Annotated in this window: 17 protein-coding genes; 13 read left to right on the forward strand and 4 right to left on the reverse strand. The window is 28.1% G+C overall.

Annotated elements, in window-relative coordinates; genetic code table 11:
• Nucleotides 1–83 precede the first annotated feature (83 nt).
• Genes ATH_RS10075 through ATH_RS04340 form a run of 7 tightly spaced genes read left to right on the forward strand, consistent with a single transcriptional unit; the run spans nucleotide 84 to nucleotide 5,088 of the window.
• Complete coding sequence (locus tag ATH_RS10075; RefSeq protein WP_371317586.1) at nucleotides 84–275, forward strand: helix-turn-helix domain-containing protein; 192 nt, start codon at nucleotides 84–86, stop codon at nucleotides 273–275.
• The gene (locus tag ATH_RS04315; RefSeq protein WP_066390501.1) at nucleotides 272–1,471 is read left to right on the forward strand and encodes an AAA family ATPase; all 1,200 of its coding nucleotides are present in this window, start codon (nucleotides 272–274) and stop codon (nucleotides 1,469–1,471) included. The genes ATH_RS10075 and ATH_RS04315 overlap by 4 nt, the downstream gene beginning before the upstream one ends.
• Nucleotides 1,462–1,812, forward strand: a complete 351-nt coding sequence (locus ATH_RS04320) for a hypothetical protein (RefSeq protein ID WP_066186338.1) — start codon at nucleotides 1,462–1,464, stop codon at nucleotides 1,810–1,812. The genes ATH_RS04315 and ATH_RS04320 overlap by 10 nt, the downstream gene beginning before the upstream one ends.
• Nucleotides 1,812–3,017, forward strand: a complete 1,206-nt coding sequence (locus tag ATH_RS04325) for a tyrosine-type recombinase/integrase (RefSeq protein ID WP_066186335.1) — start codon at nucleotides 1,812–1,814, stop codon at nucleotides 3,015–3,017. The genes ATH_RS04320 and ATH_RS04325 overlap by 1 nt, the downstream gene beginning before the upstream one ends.
• A 2-nt stretch (nucleotides 3,018–3,019) precedes the next feature.
• Nucleotides 3,020–3,385, forward strand: coding sequence for a YbgC/FadM family acyl-CoA thioesterase (locus tag ATH_RS04330; RefSeq protein ID WP_066184364.1), 366 nt, complete (start codon nucleotides 3,020–3,022; stop codon nucleotides 3,383–3,385).
• Nucleotides 3,386–3,856 (forward strand): phospholipase D-like domain-containing protein, encoded by a 471-nt coding sequence (locus ATH_RS04335; RefSeq protein WP_066183650.1) that lies wholly within the window; start codon nucleotides 3,386–3,388, stop codon nucleotides 3,854–3,856.
• Nucleotides 3,857–3,912: 56 nt separating this feature from the next.
• Nucleotides 3,913–5,088 carry a M48 family metallopeptidase gene (locus ATH_RS04340; RefSeq protein WP_119184159.1) on the forward strand — a complete coding sequence of 392 codons (1,176 nt, stop codon included), beginning with the start codon at nucleotides 3,913–3,915 and terminating at the stop codon, nucleotides 5,086–5,088.
• 12 nt (nucleotides 5,089–5,100) lie between these two features.
• Here ATH_RS04340 and ATH_RS04345 read toward each other — a convergent pair whose 3' ends face one another.
• From ATH_RS04345 to ATH_RS04355, 3 genes are read right to left on the reverse strand one after another with little or no spacing between them, the layout of a single operon-like run.
• Nucleotides 5,101–5,988: a DMT family transporter gene (locus ATH_RS04345; protein WP_235664936.1), complete on the reverse strand. Its 888-nt coding sequence runs from the start codon at nucleotides 5,986–5,988 to the stop codon at nucleotides 5,101–5,103.
• Between the two features lie 26 nt (nucleotides 5,989–6,014).
• Nucleotides 6,015–7,229 (reverse strand): molybdopterin molybdotransferase MoeA, encoded by a 1,215-nt coding sequence (locus tag ATH_RS04350; protein ID WP_066390499.1) that lies wholly within the window; start codon nucleotides 7,227–7,229, stop codon nucleotides 6,015–6,017.
• A 4-nt stretch (nucleotides 7,230–7,233) separates the two neighbouring features.
• The gene (locus tag ATH_RS04355) at nucleotides 7,234–7,428 is read right to left on the reverse strand and encodes a hypothetical protein (protein WP_066183661.1); all 195 of its coding nucleotides are present in this window, start codon (nucleotides 7,426–7,428) and stop codon (nucleotides 7,234–7,236) included.
• A gap of 111 nt (nucleotides 7,429–7,539) precedes the next feature.
• On the opposite strand from ATH_RS04355, the gene ATH_RS04360 reads away from it, so the two are divergent.
• A complete protein-coding gene (locus ATH_RS04360) occupies nucleotides 7,540–8,313 on the forward strand; it encodes a tRNA 2-thiocytidine biosynthesis TtcA family protein (RefSeq protein WP_066390496.1) in 774 nt (257 codons plus the stop codon).
• Nucleotides 8,314–8,336: 23 nt separating this feature from the next.
• Here the strand turns inward: ATH_RS04360 and ATH_RS04365 are convergent, their stop codons facing one another.
• The gene (locus tag ATH_RS04365; protein WP_066186324.1) at nucleotides 8,337–9,536 is read right to left on the reverse strand and encodes an Opr family porin; all 1,200 of its coding nucleotides are present in this window, start codon (nucleotides 9,534–9,536) and stop codon (nucleotides 8,337–8,339) included.
• A 115-nt stretch (nucleotides 9,537–9,651) separates the two neighbouring features.
• Here ATH_RS04365 and ATH_RS04370 point away from each other — a divergent pair, with 115 nt between their 5' ends.
• From ATH_RS04370 to ATH_RS04390, 5 genes are read left to right on the forward strand one after another with little or no spacing between them, the layout of a single operon-like run.
• Nucleotides 9,652–12,090, forward strand: a complete 2,439-nt coding sequence (locus ATH_RS04370; protein WP_066183668.1) for a molybdopterin-dependent oxidoreductase — start codon at nucleotides 9,652–9,654, stop codon at nucleotides 12,088–12,090.
• Between the two features lies 1 nt (nucleotide 12,091).
• Nucleotides 12,092–12,640, forward strand: coding sequence for a hypothetical protein (locus tag ATH_RS04375; protein ID WP_066183671.1), 549 nt, complete (start codon nucleotides 12,092–12,094; stop codon nucleotides 12,638–12,640).
• Nucleotides 12,641–12,648: 8 nt separating this feature from the next.
• Nucleotides 12,649–13,335 (forward strand): response regulator transcription factor, encoded by a 687-nt coding sequence (locus tag ATH_RS04380; protein WP_066183674.1) that lies wholly within the window; start codon nucleotides 12,649–12,651, stop codon nucleotides 13,333–13,335.
• Nucleotides 13,328–14,977 (forward strand): ABC transporter substrate-binding protein, encoded by a 1,650-nt coding sequence (locus tag ATH_RS04385; RefSeq protein WP_066183676.1) that lies wholly within the window; start codon nucleotides 13,328–13,330, stop codon nucleotides 14,975–14,977. Before ATH_RS04380 ends, ATH_RS04385 begins: the two co-directional genes overlap by 8 nt.
• Nucleotides 14,974–16,647 (forward strand): sensor histidine kinase, encoded by a 1,674-nt coding sequence (locus ATH_RS04390; RefSeq protein WP_083202024.1) that lies wholly within the window; start codon nucleotides 14,974–14,976, stop codon nucleotides 16,645–16,647. The genes ATH_RS04385 and ATH_RS04390 overlap by 4 nt, the downstream gene beginning before the upstream one ends.
• Nucleotides 16,648–16,664: the final 17 nt, after the last annotated feature.

The following is a 16,664-nucleotide window of genomic DNA, read 5'->3' on the forward strand; positions in this document are numbered from 1 at the left end:
AAGTTTTTTCAGCTCCTAATTAAATTTAGGAGTTATCCATGTCTAACAATATTTATAAGTCTCTTTACCTCGATTACGGCTATATGTTGAGTAAAAATGACTTGGCAGAAGTTCTTAAGGTGAGCCTTTCAACGATAAACAGAAGGCTTAAAAACGGTAAACTACCACCTCACACAAACATTGGCAACAGAGTTTTGTTCCCGACGGAGGGTGTAGCAGTATTTCTTACTCATGTGAGTAATTGTCAACTTGCAGTTGCAGGAGGTGAACTTTGAAGTCCCTCCAAAAAGCAAAAACAAGGATACAACAGCTAAAAGGTCTTCCTTATCTTGTTATAGAAGCTAAGGCATTTTTAGAGAAGTTTGGCGAGTTTTTGAGTGAAGATGAAAAAACTGAGATTGCTCAAGAGATCCAAGAAGCTCAAAACATTAAACTGACATCTAAAAAACCTCTTCAAGAGCGTTTTAAAAGTCACTTCTATACTTATGAAGAGATCAAAAATGCACCAGCTACAAGATGGCTGGTGCAAGACCTGATTCCATCAAGTTCAATCGGCGTGATGATAGGAGATAGCGGTGTCGGTAAAACAACTGTCATATTACATGTATGCACGACTATTTTGACTACCAAAGCAAATGTGTATATCTTTATGATCGATGGTGATATGAACCAAACCAAGATCAAAGAGAGTGAAGCATACCCTCTGCTTAGAAAGTTTTCTGAGAGATTTTTCTATGTAGGGAAACAAACAGGCGGTGATTTTTCAGAGTCGGTTCAAGAACTCTTAGCCGAGATAGTTGAAGAGCAGATCAAGCATCCAGATAGAGAGTATTTTGTCATCCAAGACTCACTGATGCTCACTGTCCCTAAAAAACGGGGTTTTGTGGATACACAAAAGCTTTACTTTTATGAAAAGATACTGCGAAGTGTGGGAGGGAGTACGCTTTTTATCCATCATCTAAACAAAGACGGAAACTTTGCAGACTCTCAGCAGATCATCAGCTATGCGGATTATTCGTTTTCTATCACGAGAAATGACTTCAACTCTACCATTCTCTTGCACCCACAAAAGGCTAGTAGATACGCGATAGAGGGCAAAGCATTTCTAACCAAAGATAGAAAAATAGTTAAAGAGGTTGAGTATGAAGCGGTTAACATCCAACCTCGGGAGTCAAAATTCGTCTCTTATGTACTAGAAGCTCTTGAAGATGGAGAGATGAACCAAAGTGAGTTCATCTCCCACTTGGAGAAAATGCGATTTTTCAGTGAGTATAAAGTCGGACAGAAAAAGGCTACAAGATGGCTTACAGCTTGGGGTGATAAGGGAAAATGGAGCTATGAACGACGACCAGATCAAAAAAATGCCATCTATTTTTGGATAGAACAACCAGAGCCTGAAAAAGTGGAAAACTTGCAGAACTTGAAAAACTGCAAAACAGCTCAGACTGCCGAGGTGTCATCATGTATTTAGAAGAAAAGATAGATGATCTACGCACCAAACAAAATGAGCTTATAGAGATGGTTCAACTATTTTTGCCAGATCTTACAACAGAAAAAGGTGTTATCCATTTTTTAGAAATCACCAAAAATACATTCAATAATTATATGGAAAACGGTATTTTTGTAGAGGGAATTCATTATATAAAAGAAGGAAAATCGAAAGTATTTGTTCCTAGGGAGATTATTAAATTAAAACGAATGGGAGTAAAAGGGAAGAGAAAAAACATAACTCAACAAGACACCTTAGATTTTCTAAATAAGAAGCTAGGTATAATACCTCGTGCAGGCATTCCTTCGATGGAGGAAATGTGATGAGTGTAAGAGTTTATACAAACAATTACAACATTCTGTGTTTAGATATACGGTATGGAGATGGTGAGAGGGTAAGAGCATCAACAAAACTTAAAGATACTGCTAAAAATAGGCAGTTGATTGCGAAAAAGATTATTCCTCATTTGGAAGTTCAAATTTTAAATGGTGAGTATGACCCAAAAGCGAAGCAAGAAGTTATTCCTAACACTGTAAGGGAGTATGGATATAAAAGCTTGATGCGTCATAAGAACAAGAGACGCAAGCATGTCCATAGGGCTTATTTACAACATTTTGAAAGTAAGATTGTTCCTGAGTTTGGAGATATGCTCATACAACACATCTCTGCGATGAAATTGTTGGATTGGCAAAATAAACTGTTAGAGACCTTTCAAGCATCTTCTGTAAAAAAATATCGAACGGTGTTCAACACTATACTAGAAGATGCCCGTAAAGAGTTGATAAACGGTAAAAAAATGATTTCAGAAAATCCGTTTAGAGATGTTGATGTCCCAAAGGACAGAGAGGTCTTTGTGGATTGCGACGAGGATGACAGTGAGTTTTTTGACAATCAGATACATCCATTTTCATTAGATGAAATTGAAGATTTGATGTCTAGGTCAGATGGATATTTGAGAAATTTCATTGGGATCATGTCAAGAACAGGGATGAGACCTGGAGAGTTAGTTGCTTTACGCTGGAGTGATGTTGATTTTGACAATGAGATTATTAAGATAAGAAGAACAAGAATTCAGGGAGAAAATGGCCCTCCCAAGAAAAAAGCTTCTATAAGAGATATTGAAATGATCTCAGGTGTCAAAGAGTTTTTCAAATCTCAATTTGCTATAACAGGTGGTGACCCAAGTGGTAATATATTTTTGAATAGTTCAAAATTGCCATTTTACAGTCACGATTTTATAGCAAAACAATTTAAAGATTTATTATCTAAGGATGATAGAAGGTATCTCTATCAGCTGAGACATTCATTTGCAACAATGATGATTAGCGAGGGAGAAGATATTTTATGGGTAAGTAAAATGTTGGGACATAAAAGTTCCGACATTACCCTCAAGGCATATGCAAAAGCATATAAGATCTCAAGAAATAAAGAACAACGCAAAAAAAGAGCTTTATTTCTTGAAAAAAGGCACAGTTTGGGCACAGTGAATAATTTAACATTCCAAAAGTCCCAAAAAATAGGGGGATAACGGTGAAAATAAGAGTCTATTATGAAGATACTGATTGTGGAGATATGGTTTATCATTCAAACTATTTAAATTTTTGTGAAAGAGCTAGAAGTGAATTATTTTTTAAAAAAGGATTACTTCCACACTCAAATTCACATTTTTTTGTGGTAAAAGAGTGTAAAGCAAATTGGATAAAATCTGCAAAGTTTGCTGATATTTTAGATATAAAAACAGAGCTTATAGAAAAAAAAGCTGCTTCAATAATTATGAAACAAGAGATTTTAAAAGGTGAAGAACTTATTTTTAGTGCAGAGTTTAAACTTGTGTTTTTAAAAGAGGGAAAGCCATCTAAAATACCAAGTGATATCTTTGAAATATTGGAGAAATAGATGAAAAAACTACTAATAATCTTAATATTTGTTATAAATATTTTTGCAAGTGAAACTTTTATTTTACCAAAAGATAAAGATGTTTTTGAAAAAAAGCTTGAGAATTTGATTTCAAATGCAAAAAAATCAATTTTTATAAGCATATATAATTTTTCAAGTAAAAAACTTGCAAAAGAGATTATAAATGCAAAAAAAAGAGGTGTTGAAGTTTTTGTCATTTTTGATAAAACAAAAGTAGAAGAAGATGATAAAATATATAAAATGCTTAAAAAGAATAAAGTAGAGACTAAAATATTAGATGATAAAATAAAAATGCATATAAAATCAATGCTAATAGATGAAAATATTGTACTTATTGGAAGTGCAAATTACACAAAAAAGAGTTTTGAAGAGAATTTCGAGCTACTTTATATAAGTAGTGAAGAGAGTTTAGTAAATAGATTAAAAGAGTTTAGAAAATATTTTAAATAAAAAAGGATTGGATTTTGTTAACATTTTTTATAGCATTACTTTGTATATATTTTGTAATGCAAACATATACATCATTTATGCAAATTGGTTTTGTAAATGATTCAAAAAGAAAAAGAGCAATAATTTTAGATACAAAAACTTATCAAGAAGCAGCAAATTATGCTATTGAAAAAGAGAAAATAGCTTTAGTATCTCAGTTTTATGATTTTGTTATTTTTATAGTTTGGCTTGGTTTTGGGCTTAAGTTTCTGGATTCTATTTTAAATATTGAATCAAATATTCTAAAAGCAGTTTTATTTGTAGATATTTTTATTTTAGTTAATTGGTTTTTAGGATTACCATTTGATTTATATAAAACTTTTAAATTGGATAAAAAATATGGTTTTTCAAATATGACAAAGGCTTTATATATAAAAGATACAATTAAAAGTGGAATTCTATTTTTAATTTTTGGTTCACTTGTTGTTGCAGGAATTGCTTATATTATTGAAACTTTACCAACTTGGTGGATATTTGGATTTATATTTATTTTTGCTGTTATTATTTTGATTAATATGCTTTATCCAGTTATTAGAGATAAGATGTTTGATAAATTTGAGAAGCTAAAAGACATAGAACTAGAATCAAAAATAGAGAAACTTTTAAAAGATGTTGGGTTTAAAAGTAGTGGAGTTTTTAGTGTTGATGCAAGTAAAAGAGATAGCAGATTAAATGCATATTTTGGTGGATTAGGTGCTACAAAAAGAGTTGTTCTTTTTGATACTTTAATTGAGAAATTAAGTCATAATGAACTTTTAGCAGTTTTAGGACATGAATTAGGACATTTTAAAAATGGAGATATTCTTAAAAATATAGGAATTATTGGATTTGTAATGTTTGTATTCTTTGCAATTTTTGGGAATTTAAGTGATAGTTTATTTTTATCTCTTGGATTAAACAATGAATCATATGCAATTATAACTCTATTTATGATGTTTTCAGGAGTTTTAAGCTTTTTCCTAATGCCTTTAATCTCACTTATTTCAAGACATAATGAGTACAATGCAGATAGCTTTGGATCAAATCTTACAAATAAAGAAGATCTTGTAAATGCACTATTAAAACTAGCAAATGAGAATAAATCTTTTCCACTTTCTCATAAAATATTTGTATTTTTTTACTACTCTCATCCACCACTTGTTGAAAGATTTAAAGAGTTGGGTTATGATGTTGAAAGAGAGCGGTTTATATAAATTTTAAGAAGATTAAGAGTTTTTCTTACTCTTCTTGTTTTTAAATATTCTAATAAAGCTTAAATTATTTAAAATATATATTGCAATCATTGCAAAAATAACTCCAATAATAGTTGTAAATTCTATTTTTTCACCTAAGAAAATACTTCCAATAATTATTGCACTTGCTGGAACTAAGAATACAAAAGATGAAACCTCTTTTGCCCCATATTTAGCTGCTCCAAAAAAGTAAATTGATGTTGCGAAAGTCGTGCTTAGTACAGTTATTACAAAAATATTAAACCAAAAAATTGTATCAAATTCTATAACTCTTGCAAAAATTGAGTTATCAATATAAAAAATATATAGAGCTGTACTTGATATTAAATATGTGTAAGTTGTGAAAACAAAAGCATTTATTTTTGTTGATTTTGCAGTGATTATTGTAATAATTGCCCAAAGAGTTGAAGCAATAATAAAATATATATTATCTTCACTAAATATTACTTTTATATCAAACTTCCAAATATCAATCATATTTAAAACACCAAAAACGCCTAAAATAAGTGCAAAAGAGTGTTTAAAACTTATTGTTTTTTTACTTAATATTGCCACAAAGATATAAGTAATAATTGGAATCATAGAAGGAACCATCGCTCCACCTAAACTTCCTGTTCCGTGCTCAACTCCAAAAAACATAAAAATACTATATAAAACCAAAAAAAGTGATGCAAGAAGAACCAAAATAAGAGTTTTTAAATCAAGCTTGAATTTCATTTTTGAGAAAAATATTATAGGAAACATTGTTATAAAACATATTCCCATTCTTAAAAATACCATTTCATAAGCATTAATATAAGGAGTAAGAGCTTTTGTACTAATCCAAGAAGCACCCCAAAGAATCATAGAAATTACTATCAAAAGATAGAATATATTTTTATTTTCCACTATTTTAAATTGTTAAGTAAGATAATATCTACTAAATCACCACTTTTAATATCTTTACTATTTTGGTTTTGAATTAATAAAGCAGGATTCTCAAGCATATTTGTTAAAATTGCACTTGTACCACTTTTTTTACCTAGAAAATCTATTATATATTCACCATTTATATAGTTTACATTACAAGCAGTAAATATTGTTTTTTCTTGAGTTCTTGTGAAGTCTTGATTTATTTTAGCTTTTACAAATGGTAAAGTTTCTTTTGAATTTCTAAACTTATAAATTAAAGGTAAAATATATAAAATTGCTGTAATTGTAGATGAATATGCAAAACCTGGAAGTGCTACTATTATTTTTCCATCTTTAATAGCTAGTAAAATATGCATTCCAGGTTTTATTAAAACTCCGTGAAACAATACTTCGGCTTTTAATCTATCTTTAATTACATCTTGTACAAAATCATAGTCTCCAACACTAACTCCACCAGTTGTTACAACAATAACAGCTTTTTTTAGTGATTTTTCAAAGAATCTAGTGATAGAATCCATATCATCAACTATTGGACCAGCTTGTAAAACATCTGCTCCATTGCTTCTAAATAGTGCTTCTAAAGTAAGATGATTTGAACTTCTTATTTGAGAGTCATTTGTTTGTGCAACTCCTAAATCCAGTATTTCACTTCCTGTACTAGCAACTGCAATAAGAGGATTTATAAATACTTCAATTTGTGGAATATTTAAAGATGCCATTACACCAATTTCACTAAATCCTATTTTTGTCCCAGCTTTTATTAAAACTTCATCTTTTTTGTAGTTTTCTCCAATATTTCTAACAGCAAAACCTTTTGGAACAGTTTTAAAAATTCTTATTTTATTTTCAATTACTTCCACATTTTCAATAGGAACTAAAGTATCACTTCCTTCAGGCATTAATGAACCTGTAAAAGTCTTTATACAAGTTCCTTCTTCAACACTTTTTTCAACTACAAATCCAGCTGGGTTTTTATCAACTATTATTAACTCTTTTTCAATATCTTCAAATTTAATTGCATATCCATCCATTCCTGAAGTTGGAAAAGTAGGACTATTATGATCTGCAATAATATCTTTTGCTAAAATTCTTCCAAGAGCATTTGTTAAAAATAGTTTTTCTGTTGAATTTGAAACTTTTATATTATTTATTATTTTTAATGACTCTTCGTAAGTTATAAAATCTCTCATTTACCTAACCTAATCTATTATATTTCAAGATAATAATTTGTTCAAAAAGCATTTTTGCAAATCCTTCAGGAAGTGAATCATTTGATGCTTGAACTTCTTCTAAAAGTAAAAAAATCTTTTGATCATCCATATACATTGCTACAGGTAAAATAGATTCTTTGATTTTTTCTATAAATATATTTTGTTCTTCTAGTGTCATATTATTGTCTTTGTTATTTTAAATTTAAAGCAAGATTATATAATCTTTTCCTAAAATAGTATATTAAAGCTTTTTTGATATAATCGTAAAAAATATTTAGGATAATAAGAATTGATAGAAATAAGTAAGAAAATAACATCAAATGTAGCAAGAGTAAATGCAACTTACAATCTAATAAAAGAAAATGATAGAGTAATGGTTGGTTTTAGTGGAGGAAAAGACTCTTTGACTCTAATCCATACTCTAAATAGAATGAAGAAAAAAGCACCTTTTAAGTTTGATTTTAAATCTGTAACAATCACTTATGGAATGGGTGAGCAAGTTGAATTTTTAAGTAATCATTGTAAAGAGCATGGAATAGATCATGAGATAATTGATACACAAATTTTTGATTTAGCAGGTGAAAAAATAAGAAAAAATTCATCTTTTTGTTCATTTTTTTCAAGAATGAGAAGAGGGTATTTATACACAACTGCACTTGAACAAGGATATAATAAAGTGGCTTTAGGGCACCATCTAGATGATGCAATGGAGTCATATTTTATGAATCTGTTTTATAATGGAACAATGAGAACAATGCCACCAATATATAAAGCAAATAATGGCTTAGAAGTAATTAGACCTTTAATTTTTACAAGAGAGAGACAATTAAGAGCTTTTGCATCTTCAAATGAAATTAGAGTTATTGGTGATGAAGCTTGTCCAGGACTTAGATTTGATATAAAAATGCCTCATGCAAGAGCTTCTACAAAAGAGCTTTTAGCAAAACTTGAAGAACAAAATCCAAAAATATTTGTATCTATGAAAGCTGCTTTTAGCAATATTCAACTTCCAACATTCTTTTATAAAGATTTAAAAGATATAGATTTAAATTTTGAAGAGTAATACTAGGAATAAATCCTAGTATTTTAGAAAGAGTATGTAAAAGTAAGGTTTACTTGATTATATTCACCTATATTTGTATCTTTTTCATTTACATATGTATAACCTAGATTAGATTTTAAATCCGAGTTTATCTTGTATCCCAACCAAAGTGTTAATTCATCAACATTATTCTTTTTGTTTGTATTATCTGCATAGTATTTTGTATTTCCATAAAGAACTGTTGCATCAAAATCACCTATAACTTTACTAATACCTGCATAAATTGTACTAGCTCCTCTACTATAAAAGTAATCTCCTTCTTCAAAAGGAACAATAATTTCTCCAGATTCTCTACTTTTTTCATTTGTTGTATATCCAGGAAATGCTAAATCATCACTAACTTTTGTATATCCTAAATAAGGAGAAAAACCAAATAAAGATGTTTTAATCATAATATCTATAATGTCAGATTTTACATCTTTTTCAGAGTTTTTATCTAAAGATTTTCCTTCATCACTATATGCATAGTGAAATCTTGCTTTTGTATCATCATAAGATAAATTCACTCTAGCTCCATAAATTTCTTTTGCATCTGGAAAGATTAAACCATATGCTGTTGCAGAAATATTATCATTGAATTTTTGAGTAATACCTAGTTTATAAACACCTTTATTTTCATTCATTTTTTCTAATGGTCTATAATCTCTAGAATAAACTCTACCATCTCTTATTGACCAAATTGCTTCAATAGAAGTGTTTTCAAAATTTGCTTCAATTTTTACAGCGTCATGAACTTTATTCATCCAATCTGAATATAAATCTTGTCTACCAGCTTTTATATTTATATTTGAACTTGGAGTATATTCTAAAAATAGAGATTCTATATCAATAGTCTGTTTTACTCCATTTTTTTCATAAAATCTTCCACTTGCATCACCTGTTCCTGTTCCTGTTGGTTTTGTCTTACTTTTTTCCCAAATATTTTTATATGCTCTTGTTTTACTAGTTAAACTTAGATTATTCCAAACAGCAGTTTCATATTTTAATGCAAAAGAACCAACTCCATAAGCACTATCTCTATAATAATCGTTTATATCTTTTTTGAAGTATCTCTCTTCTGTTGTAAGTGTAATTTCTCCACTAACTTTACCATTTTGTAGTGCTTCTTGAAATGTTGAAGCATTTAATACTGAAGCTGATGATATAGCTAAAGCAGTGATTAAACTTAAATTTAATTTTTTCATTCTCTTTCCCTTTTTTTAAGATAGTGTATTATAAAAAAATAAAATAGAAAAATAATCGATTTTTTTGCTCTTTTTTTACATTACAATCATTTTAGTTTATTATAAAGGATAAATAATGATTAAATCTAGAAGAAATTTTCTTAAAGTTTCAGCTGCTACTTCAGCAGTTTTAGTAGGAAGTGGTACTTTAAGTGGTGCTTTTGCAAAAGAGTTTGCAAAAAGAACTATAAAAATCCCGAGTGCATCTCATTTTGGTGCATTTTATGCACATGTTATGGATGGAGAAATTGTTGATATTACTTCTCAGCTTGATTCTGATGCGAATCCTACTGTTTTGGTTAAGGCTTTAGCTGATAGAAATAGTTCTGATTCAAGGGTTAAATATCCAGTTGTAAGAAAAAGTTATTTAGAGGGAAAAGTAAAAGGAAATCTTAGGGGAAAAGAAGAGTTTGTTAGAGTTTCTTGGGAAAAAGCACTTGATTTAGTTGCTGATTCTATTAGAAAAGCACAAGAAAAAGGTGGAAATGAATCACTTTATAATGCTTCTTATGGTGGTTGGTCACATCCTGGTGCATTTAAACCAAATGTTTTAGCTGGAAGATTTTTTAATCAAATTGGTGGTGCAGTTGGAACTTTTGGTGAATACTCAAATGGAGCAGCAGGTGCTGTAAATCCGTCAATTGTAGGTGATATGGAAGTTTACTCTATACAAACAGCACATGAGCAAATAATTGAAAATACAAAAATTCTAGTTTTATGGGGAGCAGACCTTTATAAAACAAATAGAGCAGGTTATTCTGTTCCAAATCATAGATGTTATGATGCATATGAAGAGTATAAGAAAGCAGGAATAAAAGTAATATCAATTGATCCAATATATACAACTTCAGCGAAAGAATTTAAAGCTGATTGGATAAAAATTAGACCAGGTTCTGATGTTGCTTTGATGTTAGCTATGATGAATTATTTATATAAAAGTAAAAAATATGATAAAGAGTTTATTGAAAAATATACATATGGATTTGATAAATTTCTACCTTATTTACTTGGAGAAAGTGATGGTATAGAAAAGAATACAAAATGGGCAGAAAAGTTAACTGAAATTCCATCTGAAACTATTGAAAAACTTGCTGATATTATGATTTCAAACAGAACTTTTATAGCAGGAAACTGGGCTATGCAAAGAGCAGAATATGGAGAACAAGTAGATTGGGCATTAATAACTTTAGCTTCTATGATAGGTCAAGTTGGCTTAGCAGGAGGAGGTTTTGGATTTTCTATGCATTATGAAGGTGGAGGAGATGCTGCATCTGGACAAAGAACGGTTGGTGGAATTAGTCAAGGTAGTGGAGATGAAGTTAATATATCTATTCCAGCTTCAAGAATGAGTGATTTAATAAATAATCCGGGTGAAAAGGTTACTTATAAAGGGAGTGAAATTATTTATCCAAAAGTTCATTTTATGTTAAGTGCAGGAGCTTCGCCTATTGGACATCAACCAAATACAAATGAGTTAATTGATGCTTTAAGAAAATTAGATACTTTTGTTGTAATTGAACCTTGGTGGACTCCAACAGCTAAAATGGCTGATATTGTTTTACCAGCAACTACAACGATGGAAAGAGATGATATTGCAAGTGCAATGTCATATTCAAATGATAGAATTTATGCTATGAAAAAGATAGTTGATGCAAGATATGAAGCAAAAGATGATTATGAAATTTTTACAGAATTAGCAAAAAGATTTGGAAAAGAAAAAGCTTATACAAGAGATAGAACTCCTAAAGATTGGTTAGAAAGAATTTATAATATCTCTTCAGCAAAAAGGAATATGAAAATATCTTTTGAAGAATTTTGGGAAAAAGGTGTTATTGCTTATGATATTCCAGAAAGTGCAAAAAAATATGTAAGACATGAAGCATTTAGAAAAGATCCTATTGCAAATGCACTAAAAACAGAAACTGGTAAAATACAGATTTACTCTGAAAAATTAGCTTCATATGGATATGATGATTTTAAAGGACATCCAATGTGGTTTGAACCAACAGAATGGTTAGGTAATGAAGAATTAACTAAAAAATATCCTTTACATCTTTTAAGTCCACATCCAACAAATAGAATTCATACACAATTAGATAATACTTGGGTACAAAATGCAATAAAAGTTCAAGGTAGAGAACCAATAAGAATATCTCCAAATGATGCAAATAAATTTGGAATTAAAGATGGTGAAGTTGTTGAAGTTTATAATGAAAGAGGAAGTGTTTTAGCAGGTGTTGTAGTTACAAATACAATTAGAGATGGAGTTGTTGCTATTGAAGAGGGGGCTTGGTATTCTCCTGAAGATGCAAATGCTGGTGATTCTTTATTTTCTGGAAATGATCAAAGAAAAGTAAGATGTAATTCAGGGCAAGTAAATGTGTTAACAACATCTAAAGGAACATCAAAGATGGCAAATGCAACTTCTGTTAATTCAACTCTTGTAAGTATAAGAAAAGTTAAAATTCTTACACCTAATTTAGCTTATAATCCACCAAAAATAGTAGGAGCTTAAAATGAGAATTATAAAAATAGTATTAAGTTTATTTTTTATGGCAAGTTTTTCTTATTCAAATGAAATGTATCTTTTAGAGAATGCAAAAGTCGAATTTAATGGAAAAAAAGGTGAAATCCTAATTGGAACACCTGTGAAAATAATAAAAGACTTAGATGATGAAATATCATTAGTTGAGATTGATGGTTTCGCTACAAAGAATCAATTTTATTCAAATAAATCAAAACTTTTATTAATGGCAACAACAAGTAGAGATAATTTTTTTGTAAATTCAGATGAACTTCAAGCAATAAAAATAGAGGCAAAAATTGAAAAATCTTATTTGACTTCAAAAGTAAAAGATTCTTGGGAAGAGCATGAAGAATTTTATTATGATATGTGCTCATCTTGCCATGCTGGACATAGAGCTGTAACTCATACTATGTTAGAATGGGAAGCAATATTACAAACTATGAAAGGTTTTGCACAGCTTGATGATAATGAAGAATTATATATGCTAAGATTCTTGAAAGCAAATGCAAAAGATGGTTTTTATAAAAACAATAAATAGGTAAAATTATGAAAAATGAAAATATTGAAAAGTTAAAAAACTTGACAATACTTTATGCAGAGGATGAAGAAGGGATAAGAAAAAATATAGCAGATAGTTTGAGTTATTATGTAAAAGAGGTTATAGAAGCTTCAAATGGTGAAGAAGCTTTCAAACTTTATGAAATAAAGAAACCAGATATTATTCTTAGTGATATACATATGCCTATTCTAAATGGTATTGATTTTGTCAAAAAAGTAAGACAAAATAATAGAAATATTCCAATTATAATGATCACAGCTTTTACAGATAAAAAATATCTTTTAGAAGCTGTTGAATTACATATGGAAAAATATATTGTAAAACCAATAGAATTAGATGAATTACTAGATTCTTTAGAGAAGTGTTTAGTAAATCTTGATATAAATAATATAATATTATTAGAAACTGATGAAAATTATAACTTTGATTATGATATGAAAGAATTAAGATATAAAGATGATATTATATATTTGAATAAAAAAGAGATGCTATTTTTTGAGGTTTTAATTTCAAATAAAAATAGAGTAACTACTTATGCAGAACTTCAGAATAAAGTTTGGCAAGATGATGTTATGACAGATAGTGCTTTACGCTCATTAGTAAGAAATTTAAGAAAAAAACTTCCAAGTGATATTATATTAAATCTTTCTGGAATAGGTTATCGCTTTGTTTAGAACTTTTTTTTTAATATATATTATATCTATTTCTTTGTTTTCTTATGAAAGTTTTGAAGATAAATTAGATTTTAGAGAAGATACTAGTAATCAAAATAAAGCTAGTAAACTTCATCCTAAGTCTCATATTAAAATATTCCTTCCATCTTTACCATATTCTTATGTTGCAAAAGCTACAAATTCAGGTCTTTTAAGAACTTATGACAATAAAGATGGCTGGATTTATGATCTTGCAGAATCACATGAAAGATTAGATGATTTTACCTATATCTTTACTTTAAGAGATAATCTAAAGTTTCAAGATGGAACAGACTTTAGTGTAGATGATGTGATATATAATTTAAAATTTTTTAGAAATAATCCATATTTATATACAAATATAGATAAAGTGGATTTTGATATTTTTAAACTAGATAGTAAAAGAGTAAAAATAGTTTTAAAAAGTAAATATGAATTATTTCTAAATGATTTGGCTGCAATATATTTTTATAAAAAAGAGTATATAAAGAAATATAATCCAGTTGGGAAATATACAGGAACAGCAAATAAAATAGCAGGTGCTTTTAGTATGGGACCTTATATTTTGAAAGATGGATTTGCAATAGGGGATAAACATACAGAAAAGTTAGAACTTATAGCAAATCCATACTATTGGGATAAAAGATATCCTAAAATAAAAAGAATCACAGTATATACTCAGCTTGATGTAAATAAAGCAATAGAAGATATTACTAAAAATGAAGGTAAATTAGATTTTATGCCAATACCTTTTAATAAGAAGTTTGAAGTGATTTTATCAAAGTATTCAAAACTTACTATTTCAAAATCAACAGATAATTTTATTGTATTTTTTAATTTAATAAATGGAAATAAAAAACTTAAAGAAGATAGAGTAAGAGTTGCATTAAATCAAGCTTTAAATCAAGAGAATTTACTAAATTTTGTATATAAAAATGAAGGTAGAATATCCCCATTTACTGCTTCTATTAATTATGATATCGTTGAACAAGTGGCAAAAGATTTTAAAATAGAAGAAGAAAAAATTCCACAAGAAGATTTAAAGACTTTATTGAATGGTTTAAAATTAAATATTTTTACTCAAGATAGGTTTCTATTTTTATTAAAAGGAATAGAATTTCAATTAAGTAAATATGGAGTAGAGTTTAATTATACAATTACAAGAAGTGAAAAAGATATTTATCAAGAACTTTTGACAACAAGTAAAAATGAAAATAAAAAAGATTGGGATTTATTAGTTTGGGGAGATGATGATTGGTATGGACAAAATCCTTGGAGTGTATTTTTTATATATAAATATGGAAGTGCATGGTCAACTATCCCAAAAGATGAATTCATGCAAAATAATATTAATAATTTTTTTATTACTAAGACACATACAAAAGAGTATAAAAATATTGTTAAAAATATTTTACATAGAGAAAGAGAGAAAGCTTATACTTTAAGAGTTCCATCTTTAAATAATGTTTTTGCCTTGAATAAAGAGCTAATTTTTAAACCTTATAGAGGTGGTGTTATTCCATTATGGGAGATGGGAATTAGTATAAATCATTGGTCTATAAGAGATGATGAGAAATATGATAAAGAACTAGAGAAACCTATTAAACCAAAGAGAATAAAATGAATATAATAAATAATATGAAAATTAGAACAAAATTGGCAATACTATTTATTTTGTTATGTAGTTCAATTTTTCTTTTAGGATATAAAACTATTGAAATTAGTGAAGATAATAAAGAGACGATGAAAGTAGTTCATAGTAAATCAGAAGTTGTTCTATTTTTACAAAATGAAATTATAACTCCTTTGTATAACTTAAGGCAACTTCATCAATCTTTGGTTATTGCTCCAAATAACGAGATAAGAGCTAAAATAACAAATGAATTAAATTTTGTTTTAAATAGATTAGATAAAAATTTCAATAATAAAGAGGTTTGTAATGAAAGTCTTTATGAAAAATTTGAAAAATACAAATATTATATAATTCAAACAAAAAAATATTTAGAAGATGATTTTGAGGAAGGAGCTTATATAAATGTAACAACTGTTAGTAAAACACAATTTGATTTTTTAGTAAGTGAGATATTGTTTTTACAAAAAGATGCTTTATATAATGTGTCAAGAGTTTATCAAGATGCTTCAACAAAGTTTAATGAAGTAAAAATGGAAGTAATTATAAGTATAGTTTTAATTCTATCATTTTCTATTCTTATTGGATTATTCATAGTTAATAATATTTTACAATCAATTTATAAAGTAAAAAGTTCTCTTACCAATTTCTTTTATTATTTAAATGATAAAAAAACAGAAGTTTTAGATATAAATATTGAAGGAAAAGATGAGTTTAGTCAAATGGCTAAAATGATAAATCAGAATATCTCTTTTATAAGAGTAAATATTGAACAAAATGAAGCTTTAATTAAAAATGCTACAAAAGTTTTAGAAAATATAGAGAGTGGGAATTTAGGTACAAGATTAACACAAAATACAAATGATACATCATTAAATGAACTTAAGAATAAAATCAATAATGTTATTGGAAATCTTGAGAATAGAATACAAAAAGAGATAAAACATAGATTAAAGCAAGAACAAATCCTAATACAACAAAGTAAATTAGCTGCTATGGGTGAAATGATAGGGAATATTGCTCATCAATGGAGACAACCTCTTTCACAAATTTCAGCAATTCATATGAATATGAAAGTAACATATAATTTTGATAAATTTACTAAAGAATATTTAGAAAATAAAATAGATGAAGCAAATAAATTAACTCAATATATGTCACAAACGATAGATGATTTCAGGAACTTCTTTAAACCACAAGGAGAAAAAGAGTTATTTTCAATAGAAAAAGCTTGTAGAGATACATATTTTATAGTTGAATCAACACTAAAATATAATAATATTGAAACAATCTTTGATATAAATGAAGATAATAATATTTTAGCTTATAAGAATGAATTTTCTCAAGTCATATTAAATTTAATAAATAATGCAAAAGATATTCTTATAGAAAGAGATATAAAAAATCCAAAAATTAGGATAGAGATTAAAAATGGTAAAAAATATGCAATTGTTAAAATAAAAGATAATGCAGGAGGAATTGATAAAAATAATATTGATAAGATTTTTGATCCATACTTTACAACAAGATATCAAACACAAGGTACAGGAATAGGTCTTTATATGGCAAAAAATATTATTGAAAGAAATATGAATGGCTTTATAAATGTAAAAAATAGTGATATTGGTGCTGTTTTTACTGTTAAGATCGCTAAAACAAACTAATAAAAATTAAATATATA

The organism is Aliarcobacter thereius LMG 24486 (assembly GCF_004214815.1).
Taxonomy (GTDB): Bacteria; Campylobacterota; Campylobacteria; order Campylobacterales; family Arcobacteraceae; genus Aliarcobacter; species Aliarcobacter thereius.